Origin of the sequence: Duganella sp. 1224 (assembly GCF_013408245.1) — a bacterium.
GTDB lineage: Bacteria > Pseudomonadota > Gammaproteobacteria > Burkholderiales > Burkholderiaceae_D > Rugamonas.
In genome coordinates this window covers 15,916-31,399 of the sequence record NZ_JACBYS010000001.1, presented here as the reverse complement: position 1 = coordinate 31,399, position 15,484 = coordinate 15,916, and the positions used below count along the sequence as shown (strand labels likewise).

The following is a 15,484-nucleotide window of genomic DNA, read 5'->3' as shown; positions in this document are numbered from 1 at the left end:
CCAGCCTTATTCCGGCAGGATCTCGACCACGGCCGAGTAGCTCAGGCGGCGCGGCGGCATCTGCGGCGGCTGGCCTTCGACCCGCTTCACTTCCGGCCAGCTACTGCTGATCATGTACTGGCCGGCGGCCGGCAGCGTCAATGTCAGTTCGCCCTTGTCGTTGGTGGTCTGGCGGATCTCGCCCAGCGTGCCACGGAACTTCACGCCGCCCTGGAACAGGCTGACGCCCAGGTTGGCGGCCGGCTTGCCGTCCACCAGGAAGCGCCAGGTCACCTTGTCGCCGCTGTGCAGCTCGGTCGGATTGGTGGCCGGCACCAGCTCCAGACCCTTGCCGGTCGGCTTGAACACGTTCATGTCGGTCTTGCCGGTGGAGACGAAGGTTTCCAGGCGGCTTTCCTGGCGCGACACTTTGACCTCGGTGGCGTCGGCCGGCACTTCCTTCGCCAGCGTTTCCTCGGTGGCGCGGAAGCGCTTCATATTGCCTTCCTTGTCCTTGTAGCTGCCCATCACGCTGGTGTTGACCAGCGCCACCTTGTAAGTACCCGGCTTCGGCAGGTTGAGGTCGAAGGTGCTGCGCAGCTTGCCGCTGTTGACGTTCTGCGGCTGCAAGGAGCCGCCGTCCGGCGCGCTGATCTGCAGCCCGTCCAGCTTCAGCGAGAAATCGATGGTGAACAGGTTCTCGGCCACGGCGGCGTCAAACGTCACCCAGGCCGAGCCGTCGCGGCCCGGCTCGACTTCGGTGGTCGACGGCAGGATGTAAGGCTTGTGCGCCTGCGCGCTCAGCGACACCACCGACAAGCCGGCCAGCGCCAGCGCGATCAACGATTTTTTCAATGTACGCATATCCCGTCCGTTGTTATGGTTTGACCTGCACGACCACCGCGCCCAGCTCTTCCTTGCCCTGGCCGCTCACGTTCTGCGCCGACTTCGGTGGCCACTGCAGCGGCACCTTGACCACTTCGCGGCCGCCGGCCTCGCGCGCGGCCTCCACCAGCACCGTGTACTGGCCGGCCGGCAGCTTGTCCAGCGCGCCCTTCGGCGCGTTCAGCGTGAGCTCGCCCGGCGCCTTGGTGGCGCCCGACACGCCATCCATCGGCATCGTCAGCTCGCGGCCGGTCTTGCGCCACCACTGGCGCATGTCCTTGAGCCACTTGGTGCCGGCGTTGTCGCGCTTCTTGGTGTCGTACAGCACGGCCAGGTTGGCCACCACCTGCTGGTCGGCGTTCTCCACCCAGGCGGCGATGTACGGGCGGTGGTATTCCGCCACATTCAGTTGCGGCACGTCGAGTTTCAGCGCCAGATCGGCGGCCATGGTCGAAGCACTGGCAAGCGGCAAACTCAGGGCGATGGAGTAGCGTAATTTCATGGAGATCCTGTCCTCAGATTAATGGATAAACAGCAGTGCGATTACTACGGGTATCAGCACACCCAGGCCCACCATCGGCCAGGTGAACGGCCGGTTGGCCGCGTGGAACTTCAAAATCAATAAACCGGTGACGCAGAACACCAGGCACAGCACGGCAAAGATGTCGATGAACCAGTTCCACGCCGGGCCGGTGTTGCGGCCCTTGTGGACGTCGTTCAGCCATGAGATCCAGCCGCGGTCGGTGTTTTCGAATTCGGCCGCGCCATCCTCCAGGCCGATGCGCACCCAGGCGTCGCCGCCGGCCTTGGGCATGGGCAGATAGACTTCGTCGGTGGCCCACTCGGCGCTGCGCCCGCCCGGCTGCACCTGGAAGGTGTCGGCCAGCCATTGCTCAACCGGCGCCGGCAGCGGCTGCTTGGCGCCGTCGTGCTGTTCGGCGTAGCCGCGCAGCTGCGCCGTCAGCGGCGCCGGCAATTGCGCCTGCTTGCGGGTGATGACCGGCTTGGCCTCGATCTGCGACGCGTGGTTGAGCGTGATGCCGGTGACCGAGAACAGGAACATGCACAGCAGGCACATGGCCGAGCTGATCCAATGCCACTGGTGCAACTGCTTCAGCCAGACAGCGCGGCTGGCATTGCGGGCGGAACTGGCGCTGGGTACGCTCACGGTGATTCCTTGACGAAAAACATAAATGATAATGATTATCATTTGATGGGTCAAGCCGACTTGTGTATCTATTATGTAAAGCTGCGCACAGTGTGCGCGGGAGGGGCGCGTTATCGTGGGGACAATTTGACCTTTATCATGGGAGGCGCATCATGCCGCTGTATTCGCAGGACCAAATCAACACCATCGCCGCCAAGATCAAGGACGTGCGCTTCGGCATGTTCACCACGGTGGACGGCGATAACGTGCTGACCAGCCGGCCACTGACCACGCAGCAGATCGACAACGAGGGGAATATGTGGTTCTTCACCTCGGACGAGGCGGCGTTCACGCACGATCTGGCCGCGCACCCGGAAGTGAATGTGAGCTTTTCCAATCCGGAGGAGCAGATGTATTTGTCGGTGACCGGGCAGGCGTATTTGCTGAAGGACCGCGCCAAGGCGCGCGAGTTGTGGAGCCCGCTGGTGCGGGCGTGGTTTCCCGGCGGGCTGGATGACCCGCATCTGGCCATGATACGGGTGCGCATCCAGAGCGCGGAGTACTGGGATGCCAGCGCCAGCAAGATGAAGCAGCTGGTGCAGCTGGCCAAGAGCGCGCTGACCGGCCGCGCGCCGGTGGACATGGGCAAGCACACCACGATCTGTCTTTGAACCCCTGACGGCAAGGGGTCAGACCCCGTACGGGGTCTGACCCCGGCAGTTCGCCGTGCGGGGTAAAAGGTATGCTACTTCGACTTGCCCGAACCCCGTCCCCCCTTGGCGTTGTCCTGGCCCTGGTCGTCCTCCGGCTTGGCGCCGCCCTTGTTGCCGCCGCTGGCGCTTTGCTTATTGCGGCTGGCGTCGTTCTTGTGGCTCATCGCGCCGGCGCGGCGCGCTTCTTCCGACGTGAACTCGTGCGCCGTGCCCTTTTCATGCGCGGCGCGCCCGCCTTCAGCGGCGATCTCGCGCTGCTGTTCCGGGTCCATCGATGCGAAGCCGCGTTTGCTGGTGTTGCCTTTGTCACTGGTTGCCATGATGCTCTCCTGAAGTCAGTCGTTGCTCCCGCACGTCACGCGGGAGCAGTCATCCTAGTTCAGGGACCCCACAACCGCAGTAGGACGCCTTCAGCCTTCGATGTAGGAGCTTTGCGCTCACGCATCAGGGAATTTCCAGCACCGCCTCGCCGCTGCTGACGTACACCCGCTCGTCCGGCTGCGCCAGCACCGGATGGCCGCCGGTAAAGGCGCCAAACGATGGCAGCACCATGCGCTGCGGCCCCACCAGAAAACACGGCAGCAATAGCGAGTCCCAGCCCGAGCGCAGCCGGTACACCGGGTGCACATGGCCGGCCAGCACATACGACGGCACCAGCACGTCCGGATGGTGGCAGAACGCGAACGGCCCGACCACGTGCGGCTCGTCCACCAGGGCGATGCCCAGCGCGTCCGGCGGGTCGCCGGCGTGCTTGTCGTGGTTGCCGCGCACCAGCGTCAGCTGCAGCCCCGGATGGCGCTGGCGCCATCCCAGCATCGCCGCCAGCGTGGCCGGCGCGTGGGCCGCGCGCGCGTGCAGAAAATCGCCAAGGAACATGATGTGTCGCACCTCGTATTGCGCCAGCAGCATGTCCAGTGCCGCCAGGTTGGCGCTGGTGGTGCCGCCCGGCACCGGCACGCCCAGCGCGCGGAAGGCGGCAGCCTTGCCGAAGTGGATGTCGGCAATAATCAGCATGCCCTCGCGCGGCCAGTAGGCGGCCTTTTGCGGCAACAGCAGCAGGGTTTCGTTGGCCAGGGTGATCCTCATGGTCCGGCGGCTTTCTCCAGTTCGCGCACCAGGCGGGCGACGCGGTCCGACAGTTTTTCTGTCGTCAGTTTTTCACGGAAGCGCTCGACCATCAAGGCAAAGCCGAACGGTGTGGCCCGCTTGATCGCGTGGAAACGCACGCTGCGCGCCTGCAATTCCAGCAGCGTCGCGCGCAGGCGGCCGAGTTCGAGTTCCTGCTCCAGCACCTCGCGCTGCGCCTGTGTCAGCAACAGGTTGCCGGCGTCATGCTGGCGGAACACGGCAAAGAACAACGAGGACGAGGCCTGCAGCTGGCGCGCGCTCTTGCCCTGCCCCGGATAGCCCTGGAACACCAGGCCGGCGATGCGGGCGATTTCGCGGAAGCGCCGCTGCGACATTTCGGTGGCGTTGAGGCTGGCCAGCACGTCCTCCAGCAGATGCTCGGTGCTGAACAGGCCGACATCGGCGCCGCGCGCCGCGTCCAGCAGCGGCGCCCATTCCAGCGCCTGCGCGGACAGCAGCTCGAAGCCGTAGTCGTTGACGGCGATCGAAAACGTCACCGGCGTCATGCGGCCGACGCGGTAGGCCAGCAGCGAGGCCAGCCCCACATGCACCGAGCGGCCGGCAAACGGGAACATGAACAGGTGCCGCCCCTCGCGGCTGTGCATGGTTTCGATGACGGTGGCGTCCGGCGTTGGCAGCGACGACCAGCGCTGCTGGATGGCCAGCAGCGGCGCCAGCGCGCGCATCTCCGGCCCGTCGTAGCGGCCCTGCGTGGCCAGCCGCAGCTGCTCCAGCGCGGCGTGCGCCAGTTCCGACGACATCGGCATGCGCCCGCCCTGCCAGCGCGGCACCGCGCCCCTGGCGCCGGTGGCGCGGCGCACGTAGGCGGTCATCTCGTGCAGCCGCACAAATTCCAGGATGCGGCCGGCGAACAAAAAGTGGTCGCCCTTGCGCAGGCGCGCGATGAACGATTCCTCCACGCTGCCGAGCCGCCCGCCGCTGACGTATTTCACCTGCAGCGACGAGTCGGACACGATGGTGCCGATGCCCATGCGGTGGCGGCGGCCGAGCGCGGCGTCCGGCACCCGGTAGACGCCCTCCGCGTCCGGCAGCACGCGCCGGTATTCGGGATAAACGGCCAGCGTCTGCCCGCCGCGCGCGACAAAGTCCAGCGCCCATTGCCATTCGTCGTCGCTCAGGTGGCGGAACGACCAGGCGCTGCGCACCTCGGCCAGCAATGCATCCGAGCGGAAGCCGCCGCCCAGCGCGATCGTCACCAGGTGCTGCACCAGCACGTCCAGCGGCTTGTCCGGCACCGGCCGCGCCTCGATGTCGCGCGCGGCGACCGCGTGGATGGCGCCGGCCGCCTCCAGCAGTTCCAGGCTTTGCGTCGGCACCAGCGTCAGGCGCGACACCCGGCCCGGCGCGTGGCCGCTGCGGCCGGCGCGTTGCAGCAGCCGGGCGATGCCCTTGGCGCTGCCGATCTGCAGCACGCGCTCGACCGGCAGGAAGTCGACGCCGAGGTCCAGGCTGGAAGTGCACACCACCGCCTTGAGCTGGCCCTGCTTGAGGCCCTGCTCGACCCAGTCGCGCACTTCCTTGTCCAGCGAGCCGTGGTGCAGCGCGATTAGGCCGGCCCAGTCGGGGCGCGCGTCCAGCATGTGCTGATACCACAGCTCGGCCTGGGAACGCGTATTGGTGAACACCAGCGTGGTGGCGTGCTGGTCAATTTCAGCGATCACCGGCTGCAGCATCTGCACGCCGAGGTGGCCGCCCCACGGGAAGCGCGACGGCTGCTCGGGGATCAGCGTGTCCACCACGATCTGCTTGCCGACGTGGCCCTCGATGATGACACCGTCCGGCATCAGCACCTCGCGCGCGCGCTCCAGGTTGCCCAGCGTGGCGGACAGGCCCCACACCAGCAGCGCCGGGTTCCAATGGCGCAGCCGCGCCAGCGCCAGCTGGGTCTGCACGCCGCGCTTGTTGCCCATCAGCTCGTGCCATTCGTCGATGATGATCATCTGCAGGTGCTTGAAGCGCTCGGCGGCGTCCGGGTGGCTGAGCAGCAGCGTCAGGCTTTCCGGCGTGGTGATCAGCGCGTCCGGCAGGTGCTTGTTCTGGCGCGCGCGCTGGGCCGAGCTGGTGTCGCCGGTGCGCGCCTCGACCTGCCAGTCGGGCGCGGCGGCCTGCAGCGCGCGCAGCGTGTCGGCGGCCAGTGCGCGCATCGGCGTGATCCACAGCACGCGCAGGCCGGTCTTGGCGGCGCCGGCCTCGGACGGCAAACGCCGCACGCGGGCGCGCAAGGCGTTGGCGCGGCCGGGCGGACGTTCGCCGTAGCCGGCCCGTTGCAGCGCGGCGAACCAGACGGCGTAGGTCTTGCCGGCGCCGGTGGTGGCGTGCAGCAGGCCCGAGCGGCCGGCCGCGGCCGCCTCCCACACGGCGCGCTGGAACGGGAATACCGTCCAGCCGCGTTCGGCAAACCAGTCGTCCGCGTTCATGAGGCCACAAGCAGGCTTTTCAGCGACTCCAGCGTGTCGGCCTCGTCCACCGATTTATCTTCGCGCCGCCGCAGGATGCGCGGGAAGCGCACGGCGATGCCCGACTTGTGGCGCGGCGAACTGGCGATGCCCTCGAAGCCGATCTCGAACACCATGCTCGGCGTGACGCTGCGCACCGGGCCGAATTTCTCGATGGTGGTCTTGCGGATCGCCTGGTCCACCTGGGCGATCTCGGCGTCGGTCAGGCCCGAGTAGGCCTTGGCGAACGGCACCAGCTTGCGCTCCTCGTCCCACACGGCGAAGGTGTAGTCGGTGTACAGCGAGGCGCGGCGGCCGTGGCCGGCCTGGGCGTAGATCAGCACCGCGTCCACGCTGTAGGGGTCGATCTTCCACTTCCACCACGTGCCCACGCTCTTGGTGCGGCCGACGCCGTAGCGCGCGTCCACCGCCTTCAGCATCATGCCCTCGACGCCGCGCTCGCGCGACTGGTTGCGGATCTCGGCCAGCTGGGCCCAGCTGTCGGCCACGATCAGCGGCGACAGGCGCAGTTGCGGCGCGCCCTGCAGGCTGCCGATCAGCTGCTCCAGCAGCATGCGCCGCTCGGCTTGCGGCAGGTCGCGCAGGTCGCGGCCGTCCAGCTCCAGCAGATCGTAGGCCACCATCACCGCCGGCAATTCGCCCAGCAGCCGCGCCGACACCTGCTTGCGGCCCATGCGCTTCTGCAGGTCGGCAAACGGCGCTGGCGCGTTGCCGCCATGCCAGATCAGGATTTCGCCGTCGATCACCACGCCGTCCGGCAGGCGCAGCGAGGCCAGTTCCGGGAAGCGTTCGGTGATCAGGTCCTCGCCGCGCGACCACAGCCAGTTCTTGCCCTCGCGCCGCACCAGCTGGGCACGCATGCCGTCGTACTTCCATTCCACCTGCCAGCCGGTCAGCTCGCCCAGCGACGACGGCGCCCGCTCCAGCTGGTGCGCCAGGAAGAACGGGTAGGGCTGGCCGCCGCGCTGCGCCAGCTCTGCCGGCGCGTGGGCGGCGGTCAGCTGCTGGAAGCCGGCGGCGGTCGGGCTGACGCTGCCGTCGGTCCAGCCCATCAGGCGCTGGGCGATCAGTTTGCTGTCGAGGCCGGCGATGGCGCTCAGCGCGCGCGTCACCAGCAGCCGCGAGACGCCGACGCGGAAGCCGCCGCCGATCAGCTTGGTCAGCAGGAAGCGCTCGCGCGTGTCGAGCTGATCCCAGTAGGTGAACAAGGCGGTGCGCACGGTGTCTGGCGCGGCGCCGCGCAAGGGAGCGATGCCCAGTTCGATCCAGTCGGCCAGGCCGATCTCGCTCGGATGCTGGGGCGGCGGCAGCACCAGCGCGATGGTCTCGGCCAGGTCGCCCACCGCGTGGTAGCACTCGTCGAACAGCCAGTCGTCGAGGCCGGCGTATTCCATCGCGTACTGGCGCAGCAGCTTGGTCGGCACCGCCTGGCGCGGCTTGCCGCCGGCCAGGAAGTACACGGCCCAGGCGGCGTCCTGCGGCGCGGCGGTGGTGAAATAGGTTTGCAGCGCCGCCAGCTTGCGGCTGGTGGACGTGGTCTCGTCCAGCGCGGCGTACAGGCGGGCGAAGTCACGCATGTTCGGCGCCCTCCGAGGCCGGGAAGGTGGGGCCGGCGGCGGCATTGGCGTTGGCGTCCTCGGCCTCGTCGTCGCCGTATTCGGTATCGAAGCCGCTGGCCTGCAAGCCCTGCGCCTGCAGCCAGCGCACCAGCACCGCGATCGCGCCGTGGGTGACGATGACGCGCTGGGCGCCGGTGGCGCTGATCGCCTCCAGCAGGCCCGGCCAGTCGGCGTGGTCGGACAGCACGAAGCCGCGGTCGACGCCACGGCGCCGGCGGGCGCCGCGCAGCTGCATCCAGCCGCTGGCAAAGCCATCGCTGAAATCGCCAAAGCGCTTGACCCACGGCGAGCCGGCGGCCGACGGCGGCGCCAGCACGATCGACTTGCCGATCTCGCTCTTCGGCACGTCGCCCACCATCACGCTCTGCGGCAGCCACACGCCCTCATCGCGGTAGACCTGGTTGAGCGTCTGCACCGCGCCGTGCGCGATGATCGGGCCGATCGACGGCTCCAGTCCGCTCAACAGCCGCTGCGCCTTGCCGAAGCTGTAGCCCAGCAGCACGCTGGCGCGGCCCTGCTCCGCATTGGCCGCCCACCAGGCGTTGACGTCGTCAAAGATTTGCTGTTCCGGCTGCCAGCGGTAGATCGGCAGGCCGAAGGTGGATTCGGTGATGAAGGTATCGCAGCGCACCGGCTCGAACGGCGTGCAGGTGCGGTCCGCCTCGACCTTGTAGTCGCCCGACGCCACCCACACCTCGCCGCGGTACTCCATGCGCACCTGCGCCGAGCCGAGCACATGGCCGGCCGGATGCAGCGACACGGTCACGCCGTTGTGCACCACCCGCTCGCCGTACGCCAGCCCGGTGATGTTGATCGGCCCCAGCCGCGACCGCATGACGTTGACGCCCGGCGCCGCCGCCAGGTAGTGCTGGTGGCCGCCGCGCGCGTGGTCGCCGTGCGCGTGGGTGATGACCGCCCGTTCCACCGGTCGCCACGGGTCGATGTAAAACTGGCCAGGCACACAGTACAGGCCTTCCTTGCGGACGATCACCATATCTCCGGACATACACGGCTCTCTCGGGTAACGATGGCCGATTGTCCTATGCGGATATGCGTCAGTCTGTCAGCCAACGCACCGATGCTACAGCGGATCGACCACTTCCGCCATGAAGGTGGTGTTGTCATCTTCCTCACCCACGATGCAGATGCGTTCTTCGCCGATCATCAGGATGGCGTCGATATCGATGACGGGAGCTGGTGGCGGCCCGGCTGGCTTCGATTTGCTGCGCCGCGGTGGCTCTGCGTTCTTTTTTCTGGTGGACATGGTTTCCCCCGCTTGGTTGTACACGCGCTGCCCACCAGAGTACCCCGCGCGCGGCCGTTGCGCTATCGGATACTGCCTACAAATAGGGTAGGAAGTCTTCGTAATCTGGCCGGATGGGCTACCATATCGGCTTCGGCGCGCCCGCGCTTATTTTCTGAACAACACACCATGACCTTCACCCTCAGCGACACCGCCTACGGCACCGACAGTGCCGACGCCAAAAACGCCATGTACAACGATTTGCGCCCGCAGCTGCAAGGCCTGGTGCACGGCGAATCCGACCTGATCGCCAACACCGCCAATTTCAGCTCGCTGGTGTTCAACAGCATGCCGGGCCTGAACTGGGCCGGCTTCTACTTCCTCAAGGGCGATGAGCTGGTGCTGGGACCGTTCCAGGGCAAGCCGGCCTGCATCCGCATCAAGAAAGGCCGCGGCGTCTGCGGCACCACCGTGGTCGAGGGCAAATCGATCGTGGTGCCGGACGTGCACGCCTTCCCCGGCCACATCGCCTGCGACGTCAACTCGCGCTCGGAACTGGTGGTGCCGGTGCGTGGCCCGGATGGCGCCATCGTCGGCGTGTTCGACCTGGACAGCCCGCTGCCGAACCGTTTCGACCAGACCGACGCCGAGGGCATCGAGTCGCTGGTCAAGGTGCTGGAAGCCACGCTGGCCTGACCTTAATGCGGCGCCCGCGCGCGCGCCAGCAGCAACTGGCGTTCGCGCTGGTTGTGCGTCAGCGCCGCGGCGCGCTCGAATTCGCCGCGCGCCTCGTCGTGGCGGCCCAGCCTGGCCAGCAGGTCGCCACGCACGCTGGGCAGCAAATGGTAGTTCTTCAACGCTGGCGCCGCCAGCAAGCCGTCCACCACCTCCAGCCCCGCCTGCGGACCGTATGCCATCGACAGCGCCACAGCGCGATTCAGCTCGACAATCGGCGACGGCGACAGTTGCGCCAGCGCGTCGTACAGCGCGGCGATGCGCGCCCAGTCGGTGTCCGCCGCCTGGCGCGCGCGCGCGTGGCAGGCGGCAATCGCGGCCTGCAGGCCATACGGACCCAGGCCGCGCCCGGCCTGCTCGGCGCGCGCCAGCGCCGCCAGCCCGCGCCGGATCAGCAACTGGTCCCAGCGCGCGCGGTCCTGCTCCAGCAGCAGGATCGGCGCGCCGTCCGGTCCCACGCGGGCGCGGGCGCGCGAGGACTGGATTTCCATCAGCGCCACCAGTCCGTGCACCTCTGGCTCGTCCGGCTGCAACCCGGCCAGGATGCGTCCCAGCCGCAGCGCTTCCTCGCACAGCGCCGGCCGCATCCAGTCGGCGCCGGCGCTGGCGGAATAGCCCTCGTTGTAGATCAGGTAAATGACTTGCAGCACCGACCCCAGCCGCTCGCCCAGCTCGTGCGCGCGCGGCGCTTCGAACGGCACTTTGGCCTCGGCCAGCGTACGCTTGGCGCGCACGATGCGCTGCGCCACGGTTTTTTCCGGCACCAGGAAGGCGCGGGCGATTTCCTCGGTGCTCAGGCCGCCGAGCATGCGCAGCGTCAGCGCCACCCGGCCATCGGTCGGCAGCACCGGATGGCAAGCCACGAACACCAGCCGCAACAGGTCGTCGCCGATGTCGTTTTCCAGCGCGTTGGCCACCGCCGCTTCCAGGTCCGGTGCGGCGTCCTGTAGCTGATGGTCGATTTCGTAGCTGATCGCCGCTTCTTTTTCCTGGTGCAGCTGGCGGTGGCGCAGCACGTCCAGCGCGCGGTTCTTCGCCACCGTGGTCAGCCAGGCGGCCGGCTGCTCCGGCACGCCGCTGTCCGGCCAGCGCTCCAGCGCCAGCACCAGCGCGTCCTGCGCCAGTTCCTCGGCCTGGCCGACGTCGCGCAGCATGCGCGCCAGCACGGCGATGATTTTGGCGGACTCCATCCGCCACACCGCCTCGACGATCTTGTGGACGTCAGCCGCCACGGGCCGCCTTGCTGAAGGCGTTGCGCAGGCCCGCTTCCAGCAACTCGGCGCGCAGGCGCTCCTCGGCCTTGATCATCTCCGGCGTGAACTCGACGTGGTCGATGCGCTCGCAGGCCTCGCGGATTTCCAGCGTCAGGTCGCCCGGCTGCGGGTACGGGTAGGCCTTGGCCCAGGCGATGGCCGCCTCGCGCGAGGCGGCCTGGATCATCCAGTAGCCGGCGATCAGCTCCTTCACTTCCGTGAACGGGCCGTCCACCACCGAGGTTTTGGAATTGGCGTAGTGGACGCGGGCGGCGGTGCCGCTGCCCTTGAGCCCCTCGCCGGCCAGCAGCACGCCCTGCTGCACGCCGGCCTCGTTGTAGGCGTTCATGACGTCGATGACTTCCGGCGGCGGCACGGCGTCGGCCTCGGCGTCGGCGTCCGAGCGCAGGAAGATCACGTAGCGCGTCAGCGCCTCGTCGCGCCGCGGCAGCGTGCCGGCCGCCGTGCCGCGCTCGTCGAAGCCGACGCAGTTGCCGGGGCAGCCGGCGTCGCGGATTTCATACACCGCGCCGCTGTCGAACAAGGGCCACCACCGCACCTGCTCGATGATGTCCTCGCGCGACTCGGCCTCCAGCAGCACGAAGCCGGCCACCAGTTCCTTGGGCGGGAACGGGCCTTTCAGCTCGCTCCACGCGCCGTTGCGCCGCTGCAGCCGCACCGCCTCGGCGCTGGGACGCAGAAACGTGCCCGGCTCCAGCGCCGGCGGCTGTATGCCGCGCTCCGTGCTTTGGTTGGCGCGGCGCAGTACCATGAATTCCATACCATCGTGCTCCAGAATAAACGTAGCCGATAAGGTATCACAGCCGCGCGCGCAAAGCCTCTTCCTGCGCCACCAAGGCCGGCGTGGCGGCGTCGCCGAAGTCGCTCATTTCGAACACCTGGCGGATCTCGATGTCGGACGGCGTCTCGAATGGGTTCGGGCAGCGCTTCATCCACTCGATGGCCTCCTCCTTCGACTTCACCTGGATCAGCCAGAAGCCGGCGATCAGTTCCTTGGTTTCGGCGAACGGACCGTCGGTCACGGTGCGGGTCTGGCCGTCGAAGTGGATGCGCGCGCCCCGCGAACTCGGGTGCAGGCCCTCGCCGGCCAGCAGCACGCCGGCGTTGACCAGTTCCTCGTTGAACTTGCCCATCGCCGTCAGCAGCTCGGTGCTGGGCATCTTGCCCGCTTCGGAGTCCGCGGTGGCCTTGATGATGATCATGAATCGCATCGCTGGCTCCTCACTGGCAGTCGGCTTGCTGTTTCATCGCTTCCATCATCTCCGCCGGCGTCATGTCCTTGATGTGGGTGGCCAGCGACCAGTGGTGGCCGAACGGATCGATCACCTGGCCGTAGCGGTCGCCCCAGAACATGTCGGCCGGCGGCATGCGCACCGTGGCGCCGGCGTCCACCGCCTGCTGGAAGGCCTGGTCGATGTCGGGCACGATCAGGTGCAGCGTGACCGGACTGCCCTTCAGCGCCTTTGGCCCGAAGCCGCCGTACTCGGGAAAATCGTCGGCCAGCATGATGGTGGAGGCGCCGATGCTGATGGCGGCGTGCATCAGGCGGCCATTCTCGCCGGGCATGCGCATCTGCTCGACGGCGTTGAAGGCTTTTTTATAGAACTCGATGGCGTCGGCGGCGCCTTCGCATACCAGGTGGGGAATCACGGTCACAGTGGTCATGGCAGTCTCCTTGGGTTGAACAACTTACTCTACCCCCACGACGGACCGGCGCCACAAAAATCGACACGGTTTTTTAAATATTTTTGAAAAACAGCGAAAACGTGGTGGACGCGCCCGGCTGACTGTCGACCGAAATATTACCTCCGTGCAACTCCATGATGGCGCGCACGATGGACAGGCCCAGCCCGGCCGAATGGGCCTGGTCGGAGCGCGCCTGGTCGGCCCGGTAATAGCGGTCGAAGATGTGCGGCAAGTGTTCCGGCGCGATGCCGGGACCGGTGTTGCGCACCGCCACCACCACGCCGCCGTCCACCGCGCGCGCCGAAAGGTGCACCTCGCCGCCGGCCGGCGTGTAGCGGATGGCGTTCGACACCAGGTTGTTGACGGCGCGCTGCAGCAGCACCGGGTCGATCTCGGCGCGCAGCGGCGCCGCCTCCACCGTCATGCGCACGCCCACGTCCTCGGCCAGGATGTCGAAATAGTCGTGGATGCGCTGCAGTTCCACCTGCAGGTCGAGCGGCTCGCGCTGCAGCGCCAGCTGGGCGTTGTCCACCCGCGCCAGGAACAGCGTGTTCTCGATCATGCGCGCCAGCCGCTCGTACTCCTCCGAGTTGGACGCCAGCAGCGCCTGGTATTCCTCCACCGTGCGCGGGCGCGCCAGCGCCACCTGGGTTTCCACCATCAGCGTGTTGACCGGCGTGCGCATGTCGTGCGCCAGGTCGGCGGCGAAACCGGACAGGCGCTGCACGCCATCCTCCAGCCGGTCCAGCATGGCGTTGAAGGCCTCGCCCATCTGCCGCAGCTCGACCGGGGCGTCGTCCACCGACAAGCGCGTGTTGAGGCGGTTGGTGTTGATGTCGTCCGCCTTGGCGATGACCGAGCGGAACTGGCGCATGCTGTAGCGCACCACCGCGTAGCCGAGCGCCGTGGCCAGCAAGGCACCGCCGCACAGCGCCATCAACAGGTCGGCCACGTAGGCGCGCAGCAGCTTCAGCCGGTCCGAGCGCTCGCGCGCCAGCGTGATCTGCACCGGCTCGCCGCCGGCGCCGCTGGCCGGGTTGACGCCCACCAGGCCGGCCGCGCGCACCATGCGGCCGATGCCGACCGCCGGCTGCCAGTCGTGGATGTCCTCCAGCGTCGGCGCGCGCTGCGCCGGCACGCTGTCGACGTGCGGCAGCGGCCGCGAGGTGACCGAGGTCTGCACCAGCGGCTTGCCGTCGGCGCCGTTCACGCGCAGCATGAAGTCATTGTGGCCGCTCAGCGTGTCGGTCAGCGGCCGGGCGTCGCGGGCGATGGCCGACACCGACGGCAGCTCGGCCAGCACGCGGCGGATCTGGTCGACCTTGGCGATCAGCTCGACGTCGTCGCGGCGCGCCATCTGCCGTTGCAGCGTCTGGTACAGATAGGCGCCCACCGCCACGAAGACGGTCACCGCCACGGCCGACAGCAGCAGCGCCACGCGCAGCGTCAGCGACAGCGGGCGGCGCTTCACGAGCGCGCTTCCAGCAGGTAACCCATGCCGCGCACGGTCTGCACCAGCTTGACCGGGTACGGGTCGTCGATCTTGACCCGCAGGCGGCGGATCGCCACGTCCACCACGTTGGTGTCGGAGTCGAAATTCATGTCCCACACCATGGACGCGATCTGCGTGCGCGACAGCACCTCGCCGTGGCGCTTGGCCAGCAGGTGCAGCAGCGCGAACTCCTTGGCGGTCAGCTCGATGCGCTGGCCGTTGCGCGCCACGCGCCGGCGCAGCACGTCGATTTCCAGGTCGGCCACGCGCAGCACCTCGGCCTCGCGCACCGGGCCGCGCCGCATCAGCGTTTTGACCCGCGCCAGCAGCTCGGCGAAGGCGAACGGCTTGACCAGGTAGTCGTCGGCGCCCAGTTCCAGGCCCTTGACGCGGTCGGCCACGTCGTCGCGCGCGGTCAGGAACAGCACCGGCGTTTCCTTGCGCTCGCGCAGCCTGGCCAGCACCTGCCAGCCGTCCATCTGCGGCAGCATCACGTCCAGCACGATCAGGTCGTAATCCAGCTCCTGCGCCAGCGCCAGGCCGTCGACGCCGTTGCGCGCCAGGTCGGCCACGTAGCCCGATTCCTGCAGGCCCTTGACCAGATAGTCGCCCGCTTTGGGCTCGTCTTCAACAATCAGTATTTTCATGATGGCGTCATTGTCGGTTGTTTGTTGCCGCTTGAGGATTACAAATTTGTCATTTGAGCGTCATCTTGCTGTCAGCGCGCGCTCCGTACACTGGTTCCATCGTCACTTCACCCCGAAAGGAAACCATCATGTTCAACGTACTGCGCACCTCCGTCATCGCCGCCGCCCTGTTCGCCGGCGCCGCCCACGCCGCCACCGCCCCGCAGCAGGCATTCGGCATGGCCGCCGCCAAGGCCGGCGCCGACCGCCAGGTCACCATCGGCGCCGACACCAAATGGGTCAACGTCGACAACGGCGACACCGTGACCTTCAACGTCGACGGCAAGGCCTTCACCTGGCACTTCGACACCCTGCACCAGGAAGAGGCCTTCGACCTGGCCAAGATCGCCCCGGCCGGCGTGGCCGCCGGCAAGGTCACCGTGTACGTCGCCAGCAACCCGCTGTACCGCGGTTAAGCCG

General features: G+C 67.8%; 18 protein-coding genes. 3 read left to right on the top strand and 15 right to left on the bottom strand.

Translation table 11 applies throughout. The features are described from left to right. Positions 1–6 precede the first annotated feature (6 nt). From FHW58_RS00155 to FHW58_RS00145, 3 genes are read right to left on the bottom strand one after another with little or no spacing between them, the layout of a single operon-like run. Positions 7–843: a DUF4198 domain-containing protein gene (locus FHW58_RS00155; RefSeq protein ID WP_179671085.1), complete on the bottom strand. Its 837-nt coding sequence runs from the start codon at positions 841–843 to the stop codon at positions 7–9. A gap of 13 nt (positions 844–856) precedes the next feature. Then, positions 857–1,366, bottom strand: coding sequence for a DUF2271 domain-containing protein (locus FHW58_RS00150; protein ID WP_179671084.1), 510 nt, complete (start codon positions 1,364–1,366; stop codon positions 857–859). 18 nt (positions 1,367–1,384) lie between these two features. Continuing rightward, positions 1,385–2,032, bottom strand: coding sequence for a PepSY-associated TM helix domain-containing protein (locus FHW58_RS00145; RefSeq protein WP_373996612.1), 648 nt, complete (start codon positions 2,030–2,032; stop codon positions 1,385–1,387). Positions 2,033–2,184: 152 nt separating this feature from the next. Between FHW58_RS00145 and FHW58_RS00140 the strand changes: the two genes are divergently transcribed. After that, positions 2,185–2,682, top strand: coding sequence for a pyridoxamine 5'-phosphate oxidase family protein (locus tag FHW58_RS00140; protein WP_179671082.1), 498 nt, complete (start codon positions 2,185–2,187; stop codon positions 2,680–2,682). A 74-nt stretch (positions 2,683–2,756) separates the two neighbouring features. Here FHW58_RS00140 and FHW58_RS00135 read toward each other — a convergent pair whose 3' ends face one another. The 6 genes from FHW58_RS00135 to FHW58_RS00110 all read right to left on the bottom strand — a co-directional run bounded on the left by FHW58_RS00135 (position 2,757) and on the right by FHW58_RS00110 (position 9,212). Then, positions 2,757–3,044, bottom strand: a complete 288-nt coding sequence (locus FHW58_RS00135) for a KGG domain-containing protein (protein ID WP_229264998.1) — start codon at positions 3,042–3,044, stop codon at positions 2,757–2,759. 124 nt (positions 3,045–3,168) lie between these two features. Next, positions 3,169–3,810 carry a ligase-associated DNA damage response endonuclease PdeM gene (pdeM, locus tag FHW58_RS00130; protein WP_179671081.1) on the bottom strand — a complete coding sequence of 214 codons (642 nt, stop codon included), beginning with the start codon at positions 3,808–3,810 and terminating at the stop codon, positions 3,169–3,171. Next, positions 3,807–6,290, bottom strand: coding sequence for a ligase-associated DNA damage response DEXH box helicase (locus FHW58_RS00125; protein WP_179671080.1), 2,484 nt, complete (start codon positions 6,288–6,290; stop codon positions 3,807–3,809). Before FHW58_RS00125 ends, pdeM begins: the two co-directional genes overlap by 4 nt. Continuing rightward, positions 6,287–7,906, bottom strand: coding sequence for an ATP-dependent DNA ligase (locus tag FHW58_RS00120; protein ID WP_179671079.1), 1,620 nt, complete (start codon positions 7,904–7,906; stop codon positions 6,287–6,289). Before FHW58_RS00120 ends, FHW58_RS00125 begins: the two co-directional genes overlap by 4 nt. Beyond that, a complete protein-coding gene (locus FHW58_RS00115) occupies positions 7,899–8,954 on the bottom strand; it encodes a ligase-associated DNA damage response exonuclease (RefSeq protein ID WP_179671078.1) in 1,056 nt (351 codons plus the stop codon). The genes FHW58_RS00120 and FHW58_RS00115 overlap by 8 nt, the downstream gene beginning before the upstream one ends. Before the next feature lie 75 nt (positions 8,955–9,029). Then, the gene (locus FHW58_RS00110; protein ID WP_179671077.1) at positions 9,030–9,212 is read right to left on the bottom strand and encodes a hypothetical protein; all 183 of its coding nucleotides are present in this window, start codon (positions 9,210–9,212) and stop codon (positions 9,030–9,032) included. Between the two features lie 168 nt (positions 9,213–9,380). Here FHW58_RS00110 and FHW58_RS00105 point away from each other — a divergent pair, with 168 nt between their 5' ends. Continuing rightward, the gene (locus FHW58_RS00105) at positions 9,381–9,887 is read left to right on the top strand and encodes a GAF domain-containing protein (protein ID WP_179671076.1); all 507 of its coding nucleotides are present in this window, start codon (positions 9,381–9,383) and stop codon (positions 9,885–9,887) included. Positions 9,888–9,889: 2 nt separating this feature from the next. On the opposite strand, the gene FHW58_RS00100 is transcribed toward FHW58_RS00105, so the two are convergent. From FHW58_RS00100 to FHW58_RS00075, 6 genes are all read right to left on the bottom strand, one after another. After that, positions 9,890–11,116 (bottom strand): RNA polymerase sigma factor, encoded by a 1,227-nt coding sequence (locus tag FHW58_RS00100; RefSeq protein WP_179673213.1) that lies wholly within the window; start codon positions 11,114–11,116, stop codon positions 9,890–9,892. Positions 11,117–11,147: 31 nt separating this feature from the next. Continuing rightward, positions 11,148–11,960: a YciI family protein gene (locus FHW58_RS00095; protein WP_179671075.1), complete on the bottom strand. Its 813-nt coding sequence runs from the start codon at positions 11,958–11,960 to the stop codon at positions 11,148–11,150. A 37-nt stretch (positions 11,961–11,997) separates the two neighbouring features. Next, the gene (locus FHW58_RS00090; protein WP_179671074.1) at positions 11,998–12,411 is read right to left on the bottom strand and encodes a YciI family protein; all 414 of its coding nucleotides are present in this window, start codon (positions 12,409–12,411) and stop codon (positions 11,998–12,000) included. 10 nt (positions 12,412–12,421) lie between these two features. Beyond that, positions 12,422–12,865 (bottom strand): VOC family protein, encoded by a 444-nt coding sequence (locus FHW58_RS00085; RefSeq protein WP_179671073.1) that lies wholly within the window; start codon positions 12,863–12,865, stop codon positions 12,422–12,424. A 73-nt stretch (positions 12,866–12,938) separates the two neighbouring features. Continuing rightward, complete coding sequence (locus FHW58_RS00080; protein ID WP_179671072.1) at positions 12,939–14,357, bottom strand: heavy metal sensor histidine kinase; 1,419 nt, start codon at positions 14,355–14,357, stop codon at positions 12,939–12,941. Then, entirely contained in the window at positions 14,354–15,025 is a 672-nt protein-coding gene (locus tag FHW58_RS00075; protein WP_179671071.1) for a heavy metal response regulator transcription factor, read from the bottom strand. Before FHW58_RS00075 ends, FHW58_RS00080 begins: the two co-directional genes overlap by 4 nt. A gap of 128 nt (positions 15,026–15,153) precedes the next feature. Between FHW58_RS00075 and FHW58_RS00070 the strand changes: the two genes are divergently transcribed. Next, positions 15,154–15,480 (top strand): CzcE family metal-binding protein, encoded by a 327-nt coding sequence (locus FHW58_RS00070; protein ID WP_179671070.1) that lies wholly within the window; start codon positions 15,154–15,156, stop codon positions 15,478–15,480. Positions 15,481–15,484: the final 4 nt, after the last annotated feature.